The organism is Streptomyces viridifaciens (assembly GCF_001888885.2).
Classification (GTDB): Bacteria; Actinomycetota; Actinomycetes; order Streptomycetales; family Streptomycetaceae; genus Kitasatospora; species Kitasatospora aureofaciens.
In genome coordinates this window covers 322,847-341,645 of sequence record NZ_CP090840.1, presented here as the reverse complement: position 1 = coordinate 341,645, position 18,799 = coordinate 322,847, and the positions used below count along the sequence as shown (strand labels likewise).

The 18,799-nt window shown below is 66.7% G+C and carries 12 protein-coding genes and 1 pseudogene; 10 read left to right on the top strand and 3 right to left on the bottom strand.

Features of this window, described 5'->3' with window-relative positions:
* The first annotated feature begins 110 nt into the window (after positions 1–110).
* Entirely contained in the window at positions 111–797 is a 687-nt protein-coding gene (gene lexA, locus BOQ63_RS01360) for a transcriptional repressor LexA (protein ID WP_072653130.1), read from the top strand.
* Between the two features lie 51 nt (positions 798–848).
* Here lexA and BOQ63_RS01355 read toward each other — a convergent pair whose 3' ends face one another.
* A complete protein-coding gene (locus BOQ63_RS01355; protein WP_454129558.1) occupies positions 849–1,181 on the bottom strand; it encodes a CPCC family cysteine-rich protein in 333 nt (110 codons plus the stop codon).
* 369 nt (positions 1,182–1,550) lie between these two features.
* Between BOQ63_RS01355 and BOQ63_RS01350 the strand changes: the two genes are divergently transcribed.
* From BOQ63_RS01350 to BOQ63_RS01330, 5 genes are all read left to right on the top strand, one after another.
* Positions 1,551–2,132: a hypothetical protein gene (locus tag BOQ63_RS01350; RefSeq protein ID WP_072653129.1), complete on the top strand. Its 582-nt coding sequence runs from the start codon at positions 1,551–1,553 to the stop codon at positions 2,130–2,132.
* A gap of 98 nt (positions 2,133–2,230) precedes the next feature.
* Entirely contained in the window at positions 2,231–3,130 is a 900-nt protein-coding gene (locus BOQ63_RS01345; protein ID WP_072653128.1) for a DUF1963 domain-containing protein, read from the top strand.
* Positions 3,131–3,450: 320 nt separating this feature from the next.
* On the top strand, positions 3,451–6,129 hold the full coding sequence (locus tag BOQ63_RS01340) for a DUF4365 domain-containing protein (protein WP_072653127.1): 2,679 nt from the start codon (positions 3,451–3,453) through the stop codon (positions 6,127–6,129).
* A 148-nt stretch (positions 6,130–6,277) separates the two neighbouring features.
* The gene (locus BOQ63_RS01335) at positions 6,278–6,943 is read left to right on the top strand and encodes an ArsR/SmtB family transcription factor (protein WP_072653808.1); all 666 of its coding nucleotides are present in this window, start codon (positions 6,278–6,280) and stop codon (positions 6,941–6,943) included.
* Positions 6,940–8,277: an MFS transporter gene (locus BOQ63_RS01330; RefSeq protein ID WP_072653126.1), complete on the top strand. Its 1,338-nt coding sequence runs from the start codon at positions 6,940–6,942 to the stop codon at positions 8,275–8,277. Before BOQ63_RS01335 ends, BOQ63_RS01330 begins: the two co-directional genes overlap by 4 nt.
* A gap of 386 nt (positions 8,278–8,663) precedes the next feature.
* On the opposite strand, the gene BOQ63_RS01325 is transcribed toward BOQ63_RS01330, so the two are convergent.
* Complete coding sequence (locus BOQ63_RS01325) at positions 8,664–8,780, bottom strand: transposase (RefSeq protein ID WP_072653807.1); 117 nt, start codon at positions 8,778–8,780, stop codon at positions 8,664–8,666.
* Between the two features lie 1,589 nt (positions 8,781–10,369).
* On the opposite strand from BOQ63_RS01325, the gene BOQ63_RS01320 reads away from it, so the two are divergent.
* The 4 genes and pseudogenes from BOQ63_RS01320 (at position 10,370) to BOQ63_RS01305 (ending at position 17,649) form a co-directional block, all read left to right on the top strand.
* A complete protein-coding gene (locus BOQ63_RS01320) occupies positions 10,370–10,948 on the top strand; it encodes an LOG family protein (RefSeq protein ID WP_072653125.1) in 579 nt (192 codons plus the stop codon).
* Positions 10,949–11,005: 57 nt separating this feature from the next.
* Positions 11,006–11,890, top strand: a complete 885-nt coding sequence (locus BOQ63_RS01315) for an AfsR/SARP family transcriptional regulator (RefSeq protein ID WP_079183330.1) — start codon at positions 11,006–11,008, stop codon at positions 11,888–11,890.
* A gap of 269 nt (positions 11,891–12,159) precedes the next feature.
* Positions 12,160–16,713 (top strand): non-ribosomal peptide synthetase, encoded by a 4,554-nt coding sequence (locus BOQ63_RS01310; RefSeq protein ID WP_072653123.1) that lies wholly within the window; start codon positions 12,160–12,162, stop codon positions 16,711–16,713.
* Between the two features lie 109 nt (positions 16,714–16,822).
* Positions 16,823–17,649 (top strand): annotated as a pseudogene (locus BOQ63_RS01305) (transposase).
* Here the strand turns inward: BOQ63_RS01305 and BOQ63_RS01300 are convergent.
* Positions 17,632–18,567, bottom strand: coding sequence for a hypothetical protein (locus BOQ63_RS01300; RefSeq protein WP_143174581.1), 936 nt, complete (start codon positions 18,565–18,567; stop codon positions 17,632–17,634). The pseudogene BOQ63_RS01305 and the gene BOQ63_RS01300 overlap by 18 nt on opposite strands.
* Positions 18,568–18,799 lie beyond the last annotated feature (232 nt).

Here is an 18,799-nt window from a genome sequence, read left to right as displayed (position 1 = left end):
ACGGCGCGACCCCCGAGCAGTCATCCCAGGAGGTCAGCAAACCGGCAAGCCCGGTGACGGACCCGCAAAACGCCGGATACAGTCAACACCCGCACGATCGAGAGGGCACCATGGCCGACACCACGACGACCCGCACCCGCGGCGGCCGGCCCAAGGGCGTGCGCACCGACGCCGACGGCCTCACCGAACGTCAGCGCCGGGTGATCGAGGTCATCCGCGACTCCGTCCAGCGCCGCGGCTACCCGCCGTCCATGCGCGAGATCGGCCAGGCCGTCGGCCTGACCAGCACCTCCTCCGTCGCCCACCAGGTCAAGGCGCTGGAACGCAAGGGGTTCCTGTACCGCGACCCGCACCGGCCCCGCGCCTACCGCGTGTGGGCCGACCGCCAGACCGCACTCACCGACACCACCGAGAACACCGGCGCGACCATCCCCGTGCCGCTGGTGGGTAGGATCGCCGCCGGCGGTCCGATCCTGGCCGAGCAAACAGTCGAGGACATCCTCCCGCTGCCTCGCCAGCTGGTCGGCGAGGGCGAGCTGTTCGCGCTCACCGTGCGCGGCGACTCCATGGTCGAGGCGGCCATCACCGACGGGGACACCGTCGTCGTCCGCCGCCAGCCCGTCGCCGAGAACGGCGACATCGTGGCTGCGATGATCGACGGCGAGGCCACCGTCAAGCGCCTCAAGCGCGAGCAGGGGCGGATCTGGCTGATGCCCCACAACCCGGCATTCGAGCCGATCAGCGGCGACAACGCCATCATCCTGGGCAAGGTCGTCGCGGTCCTGCGCCGCCTCTGAAGTGGCCGGAGCATCGAGCTGCGACCCTGGCCCTGGGGGATCGCCAGCTTTCTAGAGCCAGCGGTACTCCGGGTCCTTGTACTTCCGTTCCTCGGGGAAGGGCGCGCGAACGTACTTGGCCCACTGAGGTGCGCAGGCGCCGATCGTCTCGTAGTTGTGTTGTGCCTCGGCAAGGCTCAGTGTCCCGTTCGGAGCGCCGCGGACCTCGCCGCGGTCGTGTTCGTCCTGCCCGTCGTCCTCCCAGTAGCACACGAGGCATGTCTCGTTCGCCCCGCGGGTTTCCAGGGTCAGGTAGCCGCAGCACGGGCACGCGTACGGGCCGCTCTCCGGCCCGAGCACGACGTTGAACCTCTGCGGCACGGAGCCCTTGTCATCGCTGGTCACGCTGCCACAGATAGCAGCACCCAACGACAGTCGGCACAGTACGAGCGCGGTCGCAGACTAGACGGCAAGGCGACTGGTGCGGCGGCTACTTGGGGACTGTCATGGTGGCCGCCGCGGATGCTTCTCCCGCTCTACCGCCGGAGCTACCTCTGGGCCCGACCACTATGCCCCGTTGTTGAGACGTTCCCACTGAGGTGAAGGGGATTCCCAGGTCGTAGACCGTCCCTGAACAGCCAATGTCCTGACACCCTGCCTGATGTTCGTATGGCTGCCTGGAGCGCCCGTGAGGCGGTTCGGAAGAGGGCGGCAACCCGATGTCAGGCCAGCATGCCAACATCACACCACCACGAGGAGAGAAGGGGAGCCGCGGTGAGCTTCTTGGGGATGTGGTGCCTGATACCCGTGCACGCCGACATCATCACGCAATACGGGACAGACCTGGCCCCGGCCATCGAGGCCGAAGCCGCACTCCCCAAGTCGAGGGACCTTCTCCAGTGGTGGCAGCAGGAGGGCAGCACAGAGGCGTTCATGCACCAGTTCCTCGACGCCGCGGCCCCGTCCGCACTGGACGAGAGGATCTGCCTCGTCTACGAGGCATGGGAACGCGGCTACGACAAGGCCCTGCCCCACCTCGCGGTTTCCACCCGCAAGGGCTACCCGGCAGCCGCCATGGCCTTCGCCCTCGGACCCCAGCGCAACGCTGAACTACCCGGCTGGTTCGGAGACCTCATCCTCACCCCTGAACAGGTCCGCCAGACCCTCCCCGCCGTCGAACGAGCCTTCACCTGGACCCCTCACACACGACGCCAAGCCGAGCAGCTCCTCACCGCCGCCCTCTACCCCGAAGGCGACCGGGAAGACATCGACGCCCTTCTCGACGGCGTACCCCCGGTCTGGCGCGCCGCAGCAGAAGCCGGGCGAGGCCTGCTCGGAGCGCACTTCATCCCCTGACCGCGCGAGCGAGCCGACCCGTACCTCCCCTGAACCAACTCCACGCCTATCGGCCCGCCCGGCCAGGCGCCCCGACACACCGCACGCTGGAGACGACCATGACCCGCACGACCCCGCAACGCCCCGTGGACGTGGAGCAGCTCTTCCCCGAACTGGTGCCGCTGCGCCGCGACGCGATACGCCTTCACCCTCGCGCCGGCAGTCCGTCCCCGGCCGAGAGCTCGGTCGGCGGGCCGCTGTTGTGGCCCGCAGATGAGCCGTGGCCGCTCTGCCCGAGCATCAGCCACCCGGGGGCGTGGGGGAAGCCCGCCATGGAGGGGCCGGTGCCGATGGTGTCCGTCGTCCAGATCCACCGCCAGGACGTGCCCCAACTCGACTTCCCCGCCGGGACCGACCTGCTCCAGGTGCTCTGGTGCCCGTTCATCGTCGACCTCTGCCCGGAGCCGACGCCCAGGGTGGTCTGGCGCAGCTCCGACTCGGTCAGCCCGGTCCTCGACACCGCGCCGTCGACCGTCAGCACCGCGCCCGAGGACAGCATCCCGGCCCCGTGCGTCCTGCACCCCGAGCCGGTAGTCGACTACCCGAGCTGGGACATGCCGGAGGAACTGGGCGAGGAGCTGCGCGTCCGGATGGAGGAACTGAAGGCCCGCACCGGCCTGCGGTACAGCTACCACCTGGCCGAGGCCCCTGGGATCAAGCTCGGTGGATACCCGAGCTGGACCCAGGAGCCCTGCTGGCCGGACTGCCCGACCTGCGGGCGGACGATGGACCACCTCCTGACGGTGAGCAGTTGGGAGTACGACGGCCTGTCGTACCGCACCTGGCTTCCGCTGGAGGACCGCGACAGCGAGACCGGCGAGGAACGCCGGGATGCCACCGGGGGCCGCGGGGCGCACAGTCCTGCCCAGGTGATGTTCGGGGACGCGGGCGGCGTCTACATCTTCGAGTGCCGCTTGTGCCCGGACCGTCCGGTGGACCACCACTGGGACTGTTCGTGAGGCAGCATGATCGCGTCCGGCACGGACCGGCGATGCCAGCGAGGAGTCCCAAGGTCTTCAGGCTGAACGTTGATGATCTTGGGTGGCAGTTGAGCCACCTTTGCGGTGTCCCGCTCGGCCTCCTCGGTCTCCCTCGTCAATGGGCGGCCGCAACGTGGGTTTGGCTGTTCGCGGCAACGCCTTACCGCTGACGTCAGGTTGGACGGGACTGGCGGTGACTGGTAGAACGCTGACCTGACGTTCAGCTCCTTGTGGCACCACCGCGGTATCCGGTCGGCACGGGACGAAGCCGAACGTGAAACCGGTGGGAGGAGTGCACGGTGCGGGTTGCCACCACGGAGTTCACCGGGCGCCGGGGCGCCACGATCGTGCAGGACCTGTTCCTCGAAACCTTCGCCTGGATTCCCCGGGAGATCCACGACACTGATCTCGGGGTGGACTTCGATGTCGAGGTCGTAACCGAGGGACAGACCAGGGGCCGCCACCTCGGCGTCCAGGTCAAGTCCGGCCCGAGCTGGTTCGATGAGCGATCGTCGGCCGGCTGGTGGTTCCGCTTCGGTGACGACCACTACCAGTACTGGCTGCACCACGACTTCCCGATCATCGTGGTCCTCGTCGACCTCGAGCGCCGGTGCGCGTACTGGCAGCAGGTCACCGCCGACACCGCCGTGCCCGCGGGCGAGAACTGGAAACTCGAGGTCCCGGCCGCCCAGGTGCTCGACGCCAGTGCCCGGGAGACGCTCGCCGGGCTCGCGGACGCACCGCGGGTCTACGGCGACGCCGCGCTCACTGCCTTCCACGACCACCTTGGCCACCTGCCGCCTGAGGCCGTCACCGCGCTGGTGCGCCTGCACGCCCAGGTCCCCCGCACCAACCTGGAAGCCCGCAGGCCCGTCGAGCGCCTCACCGCCACCCTCGCGGGTGGCCGCCATGACCCGGACGCCTGCTGCGCGGTTCTGCTGGAGCGCACGCCCAACTGGCTGACCGGGCGAACCAAGACCAACCCGAAGTGGCAGGGGCCCGACGAGCGCGAGGTCTGGTGCGCGATCGGCGGCTACGCCAACGAGCACGAGCTGCCTGCGCGCGCCGCCGACGCGTTCGCCCGCGCGGCCGCAGCAGGCGCACAGCCGCCGGGGCACTGGCAGGCCAGCGCGGGAATCTTCGAAATGAACGCCGGTCTGCCGCAGGCCGAGCAGACCCTGCGCGCGGCCCGCGATCTGGAGGGCGGGCAGATCCTCGCCGACATCGGCCTGGCCATCCTCGCCCACCGGGGCAGGCCAGGCCCGGCCGAGGTGCCGCAGAGCCTGTCCGCACACAACATCGACGCCTGGCGGACGTCGCCGACAGCCCGCATGTTCCTGGGCGACCAGTGCGCGGCACGCAACGACTATGACGGGGCGCTGACCCACTACGAGGCCGCCCTGTCGCGTTCTCCCGGAAGTTCGGCCGCGCAGATCCTGATCGCCCGAGCCCTCCTGGCCCGCCTGAATACCCACCTGTCGCCGGGGCGTGATCAGGACCTGCGCCGGGTCCTGCAGCTGGCTTCCGATGCCCGAGCAGCGCGCCGGTGCTGGGACGGGCCGAGCGAGACCGCCGCCGAAGTGCTGATGCAGGCGAGACTGCTGCAGGCCGACGTCGAGGCGGCCCTGGCCGTCGCTCTCCCGGCACCCGACGGCGAAGCAACCCCACGGGAAGCTGCGGCAGCCAGCCTGACCGCGCTCGCCGCCCGCGGCGCCTACTTGGCCGGCCAGCTCGACACGGGCGATGCGCTCGCCGCCGCCTCGGCGGCGGCCTCACCGTTGTACACCGCCCAGATGGCCGCCTTCCGCGCCCAGGCCAGCGGCGCCCAGGCCCAGGAACTGCGCCGCCTGTGGACCACGGCACTCGACGACGCGCCCAGCGAGGACCAGCGCTTCATCGCCATCCAGTACCTCGCCCAGGCCGGCCAGTGGCCCATCCCCGCGCTGGAGGAGCGCCGCGCAGCCGCCACCATCCCACCCGACGTCTACGCCGTGCTCGCCGCCAAGGCCCACACACAGCTCGGCGACCTGCCGCAGGCCGCCCGCACACTCCGCCCGCTCCAGCACACCAGCGTCCTGGCCGTCATGGAGCTCGCCGACATCCTGGAACAGGCCGGCACGCCACACGAAGCCGCAACCGTGCTGCGGCAAGCGGCCGACCGCTTCGCCGACCTGAACCTGGAGCTGAAAGCCCTGGACGTCCTGCGCCGCTGCGGTGACGATCAGGCCCTCGTCCAGCGAGCCCTGCTCCTGCTGGCCCGCCCCGGCCTGCCGAGCACGATTCGGCAGCGGCTGCGCCAGCACCTTCTGGACCATGCCTACCGGATGCGAGACTGGGCCATGGCCGGCGAGCACGCCGAAATGGGCCTGAACGACCTCCTCACCGCCAACCCCGACACCGACGCCCCCGCTTTCGTCCGCAGCAACGAGGCGGCCCAGGACTTCGCCTGGGCCAAGACCGGCGACCTGTACAACCTGCGCCGGTGGAACGAGGCCTGGGCCGTCTGGGAGCGCTACCAGCCCCAGCCGGTCAGCACCCAGCAGGCACTCATCTGGCTCCACCTGATACGCCGCCACCCGTGGACCGAACGCGGCGTCCGCGCGCTGCTCGACGTGCGCACCCGGTTCGCCGACGACGACGAGGTCTCCAGCCAGGTGCTGGACGCCATCAATCGCGCCCTGGCCGTCGCCGACGACCCCGCACAACCCCAGTGGGGAGCACCCTGGGCCCAGGCGCCGACGGCCGACATCCTCCACGAGCTGCGGACCCTGGCCGGCCAGGCCATGGACGACCATCAGGCACGCCACCCGAACGGAAGCCTGACCACCGTAGTCGGCGTCCCCGACGCCGACACCCTGAAAGCCCTACACACCACCGCGGCCGCCCGCTCCTCGACACACCGCCAGGTCCTGCAGGCCATCCGCGACGGGGACGCCGTCCTGGGCCTGGCCGCCAGCACCCTCAACGGCCTCCAGTAGCAACGTGCCTGCGGCGTCATGGCTGACGGTCGCGATGTAGTTGCCCGCGCCAGTCGTGGTCGGGGCGTCTTCAAAGCGGCCGCGACTCCGGACAGTTCTTCGCGAAGAACCCTTCGCGAAGAACCCTTGGCGGTTTAAAGTGGGCGACATGGCAAACGCAAATGGAGGTCCGGATAGCCTGGAGGCCGCAGCGGATGTGGTCGTTCTGGATGCCAAGGGGTTGCGTGCGTTGGCGCATCCGGTGCGCGTGCAGTTGGTCGGGCTGCTACGGCAGTACGGCCCGTCGACCGCTACCCGCCTCGCGGAGCGACTGGGCGTGAACTCCGGCACAGCCAGCTATCACCTGCGCCAGCTCGGCGCGGCCGGTTTCGTCGAAGAAGACACGGAACGTGGCAACGCGCGAGAGCGCTGGTGGCGTTCGTTGCATCAAGTAACGGAGCTCAACGACCCGGAGCTGGCCGAGCGAGAGCCCGAGGCCGCCCTGGCCTATCTGCAGTCCGTTGCCGCAACCTACACCCTTCGTACACAGCAGGCAGTCAACGAGCTTCAGACGATGCCCTGTGTGTGGCGGAACGTCTTCGACATGAGCGACTGGGCCTTTCGGCTCACCCCCGAGGAGACTGCCGCCTTGCGTCAGGAGCTGCGGGCAGTCGCTGCCCGTTACCGGGTAGATACGCCGGAGGAAGCCGCGAAGGCCCCGGAGGGAGCCGAGCGGGTCGCCTTTATCACGCACCTCTTGCCTGAACTGGATAGGTCTGCCGCGTCGGAGGTCCTCTCCATCCCTCAGAAAGCGACTGAAGTGGAGGCGGAATGATGGAAGACGTCCATGGCGCCGACGGCATACCCGGCAAGCGGTCCTTACGACCACTGGGCGGGGTCCTGGCGGCCATTGCCGTATCGCTGACTGGTACGCGGATCTCTGCGGTCGCGCTGCCCTGGTTCGCGCTCGTCACGACCGGCAGTGCCACTCAGACGGGACTGGTCGCCTTCTGTGAGATGACTCCCTACGTGGCGGTCAAGGCGTTCACTGGGCCGCTGGTGGACCGGATCGGCCCGCGGGCCGTTTCCTGGACCACTGATCTGGCCAGTGCAACCGCCGCCGCTTTGATCCCTCTCTTCCACACCCTCGACCTGCTCTCCTTTCCGCTCCTGCTGGCCCTGGTTGCACTGATCGGCGCGGTCCGCGGCCCCGGCGACCTGGCCAAGGAGGTCATGGTCCCGGAAGCGGCCGAGCGCGGGCGGGTGCCATTGGAGCGGGCCGCCGGTCTGGCCGGCGCGACTGAACGGCTCGCATCGACCATTGGCCCGGCGGTCGGCGGTTCCCTGGTGGCACTGCTTGGCCCTATGACAGGGCTTGTCGTCAACGCGGGCTGCTTTGCTCTCGGGTCGGTGCTCATCGGACTGGCGCTACCTCGCAAGATGGGCGATGCCGTTGAGGAAATCCCACCCCCGGGAGGGGAGACGGGAACCGGCTACTGGCGACGATTCGGCGAGGGCTTCACCTTCCTGCGTGGCGAGCCGTTGCTGCTGACCGTCATCGTTGTGGTCGGGGTTACCAATCTGCTGGACGCGGGGTTGACCACGGTGCTCACGCCCGTCTGGGCCAAAGAATCCGGCAACGGGCCGACTGCGATCGGCTTGACGGGCAGCGTGATGGGAGGCGCCGCGGTCGTGGGCAGCCTGTTAGCTGCGGTTGCCGCGCATCGCCTACGGCGCCGGGTGGTGTTCTTCACTGGTTTCCTATTGGCTGGGGCGCCGCGATTCCTGATCCTCGCCTCTGACGCTCCGATGGGAGCGGTACTGGCCGTATTCGCCGTCAGTGGATTCGGGGCGGGCTTCGTCAACCCGGTGCTGGGGGCCCTGCTCTTCGAACGGGTGCCGCGCCGCATGCTAGGACGGGTCAACGCGCTCGGTGACTCGTTGTCCTGGGCCGGCATCCCCCTCGGCGGACTGATCGCTGGAGCGGCGGTGGCCTCTGTTGGACTTGTGCCAGTGCTGCTTGCCGGCGGGGCTGCGTACTTCGTTGCCACCAACCTTACTGGGCTGCGGTCGGAATGGCGCGAAATGGACCGTGCGGGTGGGCGGGGCGCCGCGAAGCCCCAGCTTGATGAAGCTGCCCAGTCAACCAGGACGAATCTCACAACATGACGCTTTGCCGGTGGGAGGGGCACCAATCTGGGTGCATGCTCCCTGCCACCACCAAGCGGCGGTGCCCAAGTGAGGCTGAACCCGTCCTTCACGAGCCGTGGACGGCGCCGTGCTGTTCGCGGACTCGGTCGGACAGGCGTCCGGCCCGGCGGGGCTCGGCGCTGACGGGTGGAAGGACAACTGCCGTGGCAAGGCAGGGTGGAGGGCTGGTTCGGGAAGCAGGGCCCGGTGCTGCAGCACGGTCGTCTCGACCGCGTCGGCGAGGTGCTGCCACAGGTGGAACCGGTCGGCGACGTGCATCGCGTCCGGGCGCCGAGCCGGGCGGCGTCGGCGTAGGAGACGGAGCGGTCGTCGCAGACGACCTTCAGGCCCAGGGGATCGGCCAGTCAGGAGCGTACGGTCTCGGCCGTGCGGTCGGGCAGCAGGTCAACCGGGCGGCGGGTCTCGATGTCGACGAGGACGGTGGCGTAGACGTGGCCCTTACGCAGGGCGAACTCGTCGATGTCCTGCCCGATCCGGCACCGCGGGTGCCGGATCGGGCAGGACGCGTATCAGCCGCAGGAGCGTAGAGCGGCTCACCGGGACCGCGAAGGTCTCGGCCAGCCGAGAGCCGACCCGGCCGGCCAGGGCCAAGGCGAGCTGCTGCAGCGCGATCTGCAGGCCCTGACTCCGCCGTCCGTGATGGAACGTCAGGTCCGCCCTTGCTCGACGAATGTGGCCCGGGCGCAAGCTCGTTCACGTCAGGGGAACCGGCGGACCCTTAAGTCGACCACCATCCGCCGCCTGCCCGCTGCCCTGTCATCCAAGCGCCGCACGTAGCTGCTGTGCACCCGGCTCGAGACAACCCCGTACGACGGACAACCCGCCTCGTCGCTGGTCGTGGCGGCGTGGACGGTGACGCGGTCGGCGCGGATGGTCGGTGTTGACCGCGACGTCGGTGGTCCGGTGGGGCCAGGGGTCTCGGAGGAGGTCGTCAGTCATGATCGTTCATGATCGCGATTCCGGTGACCCTCTGTGGCTCTGGCACGGAAAAGTGATCCAGAACCTCGTTCACCCGTCGCCGACAGACCAGGTAGCACCGGGCGGGCATGAAGGATCTTCGATGGATCCCAGCCCGGAGTCCGCCTGAAGCAAGATCGTCGGTCTCCACGAACCCCAGGCAACTCCCGTCGAAGCACACCCTCCCCTGATGGTCCGTAACAGCACGATCACATGGGCGTTTATCGAACGTTTATCACTTGCGGCCAGTCTCGTCCCTGCGCGAACTAGCGAGGCGGTGAAGCCTTCGCCCCGCTCCTGCATCACAAGAGTCAGGAAGCCCCACGGGAGAGAACGTGCACTTTCCGGACTGTCTGTCCTATTTTAAGTTGATATACTGCGGCTTTGCCGTTCGTTGCCCAGAGTCCGGTTGGGTCGGCGAACTGGCGGAGTTGTGTTGTGGCGGGAAGAGATCCGCTTAGTTCGGCGCGTGCTGAGTCGCCCCAAACGCCCTACCCCATGCCGTTTGGCCGGCCGGGTGGAGCGGTCGTCATGCGACGCAGGAAAGTGACTGAGTGTGGCCGATTCCACGCGCTCGGGCTGATATCTGCAGCAAATCGATCGACCGAGTGCTGAGCGCCGAGCTTAACCATCCGGCGGGTGGATGGACGTTGGTCCTCCCCCCGGTATGGCCTGCGTCTCCTGAACGCAGGGCTATGTGAACTGCACCAGCATTCCCGACGTTGGCTGCCATCTTGCTATCCCGCAATGGAGCATTCCCACACCGCCAATGTGCACAGAGTCAGCCAGGGCGTTGGTGCCGGAAAAGCGAGCCAATAGGGTGATTTGCCAGTGTGCCCGTCGCTGCCCTGCCGAGAAAAGGCGCATGGTGGACGGTAATCGACTGGGGCGCAAGAAGGCCGTGTGGCGGGGGCAGCCATGCAAGACGTGCTGCCAATTCTCAAATGAGTCTGTGGCAGGTGCCATATTCTGGCGATTCTCCACTGCCTTAAGGGGGCTGCGAAGGGATAGTGGAATTGATCTTCCGTGCTTTGCCAGTGATCGTGTCAGTCTTATCTCGCATGCCCGTAGCCCAAGACGTGAAAGGGAACTCATGACTGTCACCCGTCAGCCATTCGACAGAATTGCTGTGTTCTGTGGTGCGCGTACAGGAGTCCGACCGCAGTACGTCGAGCTCGCAAAGGACTTCGGCGCCGCACTCGCTCGTCGTGGAGCAGGACTTGTCTACGGCGCCGGCGGAGTAGGTGTTATGGGAGCTGTCGCTGATGCCGTCTTATCGGGTGGTGCTCCCGTTACTGGTGTAATCCCGCATCGGCTCTACGAGCGGGAGCGCCCCCAAGGAAGCCGTGGAGAACTCTTCGTCGTGCGGACGATGCACGAACGCAAAGCCCTCATGTACAAGCTTTCGAAAGGGTTCGCCGTCCTGCCTGGAGGGCTGGGTACGCTCGACGAGCTCATGGAAGTTGCGACATGGAACCAGCTCGGCTTCCACCAAAAACCCATCGTCCTGGTCAACCACGAAGGCTTCTTCGACCCGCTGGCTGCGCTGCTCGACCATGTAGTCAAGGAGGGATTCCTATCCCCGCAGGAACGATCCTGCATAGACATGGCGGTCGATGTTGAAGAGGCACTCGATCTGCTCGGCTGCACGTCCGCATCCGTCGCCCCATAGTAGTCAACGGTCGCCGCTGGCGTACCGCATGACAGTGCTAGCGGCGACCCTTTCAGTGTGTCTCAGCTTCCGCAAAAAAATCACCTCTCACTAGGGAGAGATTCGCGCCGGAAGAGGTTAAGGAGAGAGGGCATCGGTTATTCGGAGCTGCGGGCGGGAACATGGGATCTGGACGGATGTCAGAGAGGGAATATCTTGCGCATTCGATTGCTGGGGCAGCTGGAGATCGAGAATTCCGGACAGCACCTCATCCTTACGGCTCCGAGAGAGCGGTCAGTTCTTGCTCTACTCCTGCTCGAGGTAAATCACGTTGTGTCGATTGACCGCATGGTCGAGGCGTTATGGGCAGCTTCCCCGCCTGCTACCGCGCGATCCCAGATCCAGATCTGCATCTCGGTTATTCGTCGATCGCTGGCCAAAATTGGCCTGCCGGACGTTGTGGAGACCCGGACCCCTGGCTACCGGTTCTGTGTTGCGCCGGAATCAATCGATATCCACCTTCTTGGTACCCTTGCGCGGGAAGCGGACGTCGCGCTGCAGAATAACCGGATCAGCGCTGCGGAGACCGCGCTGGCCGGCGCGCTCGACCTCTGGGTCGGCCCCCTTCTCGAAGACATCGACAACGAGGTGGTCGAATCGTACCGAGTCTCATTTGCCGACCAGAGACTTGCGTTGATGGAAGAGCTCCATGCGATCAAGTTGCAGCGCGGTGCCACGACAGAGGTCATCGCTGCGCTGAGAGTCCTAGTGGCCCAGAACCCCCTCCGTGAGAGCCTGCACGCCCAGTTGATGGAAGCTCTGTTTCTCGCAGGTCGGCGAGCGGACGCGCTAGCGGCCTATAAGCGCGCGAAGCGAATCCTCAATGACGAGCTCGGGATTCCACCCGGCCGTCGCCTAGTCACGTTCATGGAACAGATCCTGACCGACGGGCGAGCCGCCTAGCCTACGGACATACGGGACGGCCACCTGGGCCGGTAGCGTCCTACGGCGGCGCGGGAAGCGACTGGCTAGATTTGACGATAATGCATCAATAGGCGGGTGACCTATCCTTCCCGGCACCAGTAGTGGAGCTGGCATCTGTATGGAAGCAAGACCGGAGTGCGAGCTGCCGACGGAATCTCGGGCTTCAGATTTTCGCGGGCCCTAACCGCAGGGCGGCGGTTTATTTCTGGCTGTTTCTGGCGTCGGCCGATCAGAGTGTTGGAGAAACGATGACGGAGTCCAGCGGGTCGAAATATGTGGATGCGTCAGCTGGGCCTGGCCTGACGGCCGCCTCCCAAGCAGGGGAGGGTGGTGCTGGCGAACCCCCGGAGGTACTCAACATTCCTGCAGGGTGGGCCCCACGGCGAGCGATCCGGGCGAAGACGATCCACGGAGGGTTCGAGGCTCAAGCCTCCCGCACTCCGCAGAGCATCGCGCTACGCACCCGTGGTCTGACGTTGACGTACGAGGAGCTCAACGCCCGGGCGAACATTCTGGCGCGCCGGCTGAATGCCCACGGAGTAAGGGGCGAGTCGCTCGTCGTCGTGTGTCTGCCACGGTCGGAGGAGCTGATGGTCAGCTTCCTCGCGGTGCTGAAGGCCGGCGGCGCGTACGTGCCGCTGTCGCCGACCGATCCGGACCAGCGGCGGCGGCACATCGTGGAGGACTCCCGGCCCACAGTTGTCATCACCGACCCCGATCACGTCGGCAACGACGAGTTCGCAGGCTTGACCGCCCTGTGCTTCGACGAGCCGTTGGAGCAGCACTTCGCGACCGCCGGACCGGCCGAGCGAGCGGACCTGAATGAGGAGGTCCGGCCACAGCAACTGGCCTACGTCATCTACACGTCCGGGTCGAGCGGACGACCCAAGGGGGTGATGTGCCACCACCATGGGATCGCGAACTACATCGACTGGGCCGTCGAGACCTACACCATGCGCGGCGACGACGGTGCCCCGCTCTTCTCCTCGGTCGGCTTCGACATGGTTGTGCCCAACATCTACGCTCCGCTGTGGTGTGGCCAGGCCGTGCAGCTCATCCCTGAAGACCAGAACCTGCCAGCGCAGATCTCGGAGGTGCTGTCCTCGGGTCCTTACGGATTTATCAAACTGACGCCGGGACAGCTCGACCTGATCACGTCGATGATCGATTCCGGCGCCGCGCCGAGCCTTGCGGGACTGCTCGCCGTCGGGGCAGACCTCTTCCCGGTGCAGTCGCTGCAGCGATGGCGCGAGCTCGACTCCGCGACACCGGTACTCAACGAGTACGGGCCGACCGAGGCCTCGGTGGCCAACGCCTTCTTCGTGATCCAGGACTCCTTTTCTGGGGAGATCATTCCGATTGGTAGGCCCATCGAGAACACCTCGATGTACATCCTGGACGACGATCTCCAGCCGGTTCCGGCCGGCATGGAGGGAGAGATCTTCATCGGAGGGGTGTGCTGTGCCCGTGGCTACCTGGGCCGACCGGCCCTGAGTAGCGAGAAGTTCGTTCCCGACCCCTATGCTGCTGAGCCCGGGGCCCGGATGTACCGCACGGGCGACCGGGCGACCTGGGACGACCAGGGCAACGCGGTCTTCCTGGGCAGGTCGGATCGTCAGCTGAAGATCCGTGGCTACCGTGTGGAACCGGGTGAGGTCGAGTCGGCGCTCCGGCGGCACCCGGACATCCGTGACGCGGCCGTCGTGGGTCACACCAGCGAACCCGACGCGCCGATGGTTCTGAAGGCCTACCTGGTCGTCGACCAGGTAGCGCCGGACGGTTTGGTCGAGTGGATGGCGGATCAGGTTCCGGACTACGCGGTCCCGCGGCACTACGCCACGGTGGACTCGATCCCGCTCGATGCGAACGGGAAGGTCGACCGTTCCGCACTGGCCCGGCAGGAGACCGAGCGAAACGCTGAGGCCGCGTCGACCGCCGGCGACCCGGCTGCGGAAACCGTGGAGGATGTGCTGCGCGAGGCGTGGAAGTCGGTCCTGGGCGTGAGCACGGTGGGCCCTGATGCGAACTTCTTCGAACTCGGCGGCGACTCGATTTCGTCGGTCCGCCTCGCGTCAGCACTGCGGAAGCAGGGTTACGAGCTGAGCCTCACTGACGTGTTTCGCTGTCCGACGCTCAGCGCCCAGACATCCTTGGTGGTCCGATCGGACGTAACGGCCGAGATCACCGTCGACGTCAGTGGGCCACTGCCGCTGACACCAGTGCAGCAGTGGTTCATCGACCGCGCACTGGTGGACCAAGACCACAACAACCAGTCCATCGTTCTGGAGTGGAAGGACGAGCCCGAGGTCTACGCGCTGGAGACCGCGCTGGAGGCGCTGGTCAGTACCCACGATGCGCTCCGGCTGTGCTTCACACGCACTGAGAATGGGTGGCAGCAGCATGTCGGCGAGACGCCGCCCGGGTTCGAGCTGCTGTCCGAGGTCTATCTCGATCAGGACGCCGATCCGGACCCCGAGTTCCAGGAAGCGGCCACACGGCTGCAGAGTTCGCTCGACATTGAAAGCGGGCGGGTGATTCGTGCCGCGCTGATCTCTGGCGCTGACCGCCCGAGTCTTCTCGTGATCGCCGTCCACCACCTGTCGGTCGACACCTTCTCCTGGCCGAGGATCGTGCGAGATCTGGCCACCGCGTACTCAAACCTTGTTGCCGGACGGGAGCCCGGCCTACCCAAGGACTCCTTCGTCTTCTCGCAGTGGGCAGGTGCGCTCGCTGCCGCGCGTCCGCGGAGGGCGGCCACGTCCGACGGGAGGGAGGACGCGGCACGTGAGCCGGTCTCCCTACCCCGGGACGTCCTGGACGGCGCCAACACCGTGGCGGACATCGAGTGCGTCGAGGTACGTCTGGCGGCGTCCGCCACGCGAACGCTGTTGCGGGAGACGCCGAGCGACTACAGCAGTCCGGTTGAGGTCGTGCTCTTGACCGCACTCGCCGAAGCTTTGGGCTCGGCCCATGGCCTGCCGTCGGTGGTATTCGATGTCGAACGGCACGGTCGGGACAGTCGCCTTCCCGGTCCCGACCGCTCCGATGCGGTGGGTTGGTTCGCGGGGATCCACCGGGTGGCGCTCGACTCCTTTGCCCTCGACGTGGAGAGCGACCCGTCCTTGCGCGACGCGGTCCATAGGGTGCGGATGGCGATGGCCGCCGGGCGTCCGGACCGATTGGAGTGCGATATAGAGGCCGCCACGACCAACCCGGGCACCATCCTGTTCAACTACTCGGGCCACCTGCAGACTCAATTCCAGGCGGAGAGCTTCGGTGTGGCCATGGGAGCCGCCGGCGAGGAGAGGTCGGCCCGCCAGGAGCGCAGCCACGACATCGAACTCGAGGTCGATGTCGCCGACGATCAGCTCACCTTCCGATGGCTCTATGCGTCGGCGCTTCACAGGCGGCAGACGATCGAGTCGGTTGCACAGCGCTGTGTGAACACTCTGGAACTCCTGGTCCGACGTGGGCCTGAGGTACGCGTCGCGCGGGTGCCGTCGGACTTCCCGCTGGCGTCGCTCACCCAGGAGCAGCTGGACTGGGTCATAGAGAAGGCCGGTGGGGCGGATGACCTCTACGACCTCACGCCCCTCCAGAGCGGGATGCTGTTGCACAGCCTGATGGGCGGTGAGTACGGCGCCTGTCACGTTATCGAGTGCGTTCCCGGCCTCGAGGAGTCCGTGGTGGTCGACGTGTGGCGCGAGCTGATCCGACGACACCCCGTACTCCGCAGCAGCGTGCAGTGGCACGGCCTTGACTATCCGGTCCAGGTCGTGCACCCGGTGGGGTCGGTGGACATCGAGATCGCCGACTGGTCGGAGGCCCTCGTCGACACGGAGACCGACGAGAGCCGGGGCTGGCGGCCCCGGGTGACTGTGGCACGCGCGGGCGAAAACCGGTTGAGGGTGGTGCTCAACTGCCATCACCTGTGGATCGACGGCTGGAGTGTCAGTGTCCTGACTGACGAGGCGTGTCAGCTGTATGAGGCGCGCGCGGGGGGCGGAGAGACGCTTCCAGCGCCGGTTCCCTATCGCCGCTACGTGGAGTGGCTGCGTGACCCGGAGCGGCAGATCGCGGCCCGCAGGCACTGGTCTGGGCTGCTTACGGACAGCCGTGCGTGCTACCTCGATCCGTCCAGCCATGTTGCTGGGGGAAGGGAGAGTTTGCTTACCGTTGGCTTGTCTGAGGCAACCAGGACGCACCTTCAGCACCTTGTGATCCAGCACAGTGTGACGCCTGCTGTGGCGACTCTTGCGGCGTGGGCAGTCGCAGTGTCGACTGTCGTCGACCGCGATGACGTCATGGTGGGATGCGTGGTTGACGGGCGGAGCTGGGACCTCGTGGGGGTTGACCGCATCGTGGGGCTGGTGATGAATACGGTGCCGATCATCTGGGATCCAGCCAGGTCGGCGACGGTGGGTAAGGCCCTGGACGACCTCAGGGAGCAATTGAGCAACGCCGTCCGCTACGGCTACTACTCCCTGGCCGACGTCCAGCGGACCGTGTCGGACGCCAAGGGCGAGCCCTTCGACAACATCTTCGTCGTAGAGGACCTGTCGGACGCGAGTTCCACTCGGATGTTCCGGCGAGGGCCGCAGGGGCGCGAGGAAGTGCACTACCCGCTCTCGCTCACTCTCCTGGTGGAGGGCGGTCAGCCGGTCTCACTTCAGTTCGCCTTCCGCGACGGAAGGCTCAGCCGCGAGACGGTCCAGACGTTGGCGGACCACGTGGTGAAGACACTTGAGCTCATGGCTTCGAACCCACCTGGCCCGGTGCACTCACTCCGGACGATGTCGTGAGGAGGTCCGGTACATTGCGCCCGACGTGCGACGTCAGCTACTGAACTTGAAAGGGTGAAGCCGGGGCGCTCGCCCGACGGCGGGGGCTGGGCCTGATAGCTCTCAGGCCGTGAGATACGCACACGGCGGCTTGACCGGCGTTGGGAGGGCCGCTCGGGAACGGGTGTGGCTGCACGCCGTGGCCTGGTGCGAGGCGCGGGAGAATAATCGGTAGATCGCGGCCGCGTTGCAGGTCTCGGAGCGGTTGGCGGAGCGCCGGCGTCGGCGATGACGGGAGCACGGTGAGGCCGCGGTTATCCCGAAGGGATCGCCGGGCAGACAGAAGCTGAGCGCCGCGCAAGGCAATGGGCTTCAGCGCGAGTTGGACGTGGACCGCTGGCCCACTGATGGGAGACCAGCGCTGGATGCTGGCCAGGATCAAGACCCTCATCGGGCGGATGTTCCACGTGACCTACACAGTGAAGGGCGTGGCCCTGTTCAAGCGCCCCGGCTGGCGTGGCAGCAGCCGGCCCGCCGGGCGTTTGAACGCGACGAGGCAGCCGTCGACTTATGGAAGCTGTAGATGTGGTCCACGGTAGAGCACCGCGGCGGCTCGCGGAGCGTGGCTGTTTCTTCGAGGGCGAAGCCGCGCAAACGCTGAGACCACCGCGTGCCGGAATCTGGGGCCGCGCGGGCCGAACCCCGTGGTCCACGGTGTTCCAACTTCCGTCGCACGCCACGGATCTCAACCCGCAGGAAGGGGATCTTGGCACTGACGAAGTGAGGAATCGGCAACCTCTCGGTTGTCAACATCGACGACTTAGCCAAGGTCGTCGAGCGGTGCCTCAAGAAGATCCAGTACCGCCCCATCTGATCGACGGCTGCCTTACGAGCGCGGGTCTGATCACGACCAGACCCGACATCACGCTTTCAAGTTCATCACCCGACCGGGAGTAGATCGGCGAAGTATATGTTTTCGCCCGTGCACCCCCGGCGAAGTTTCGGAGCCTCATGTCCGAGGCCGAGCTCCAGGCGGCGTGCCCCTTGGTCAATGGCCGCCCGCAGCGGGCCTAGCATGGCGGCGATGTGGTAGACCGCTCGGCGGTCGAGACCGGGCGTGTCAGAGATTCCGATGGTATGTGCGTCCAAGGCATCATCAAACGTCCGGCACATCGTGTGGGCGACCACACTTCCCTGCCACCAGGTCCGGACAAAGAAGTGCCTCCCTGGGCGTCGGCGGAAGTTGTTGATCCTCCACACGACGATGTCGGCGGATTCGCCCATGCCGTTCCGCTGCGAAACGTTGGCGATACCGGCTGCGGCTTCTGCGACGATCTCATCCGAGAACGGAGCGAAATCGTGCTCCAGACCGAGCGCTTCGGCATCGCGGATGTCCCGGTTCCAGTTCTGCCGGCATCGCCTGGGAAGGTGCTGGAGGAACTCCGCGATGTCGGCCACCTCGCCGATCTCCAGCGTGCTCCAGACGCCCTGCTCGCGGACGGAGGCCGACGGCACCGCGTCGACGTACGCTGGCAGATCGGCGGCGGTTAGGAAGGGGGACACGACTGCATCGGCTGTCTGTGCTGCACGGTCGACGGCATCCGCGACTAGCGCGGCGACTAGGTCGCGACGCTGTTCGTCCGCAATCCCCGTGACAGAGCTACCGGACCGCATACGGGCCAGCCCACCGCCGACGATGGCTACCGATCCCTTGTGCGAGGCCAGCCCGAGATAGCGGCGGTAGTTGTCGTTGAGGGAGCCGACCTGCTTGACCACCACGACGGGCAACCGCCCGCGCCCACGTCCCGATCGAGCCTGGACCTCGAAGTAGTCGAACCTGACATCGAGTGCGCACAGCGCCTTGTCATCCATCATGGATAGGGCGTTGCGAGCCGTGTTCATCAATGGATTCCCCTCGGTTTCCTGAATCGAGCGTTGCACGTGGCGATCCGCAATTCGATGCCGCCATGACGTCGCCCGGATCGTGCAAGCACTCTCGAACCTACCAAGACGACGGGTTGTTCGACAGGGTGAATGGGATCTGGCGTAGATTCCGCGCTCTACGACTCCGAGCGTTAGGCAGAGCGGGCTGGATCGGCTGAGGGAT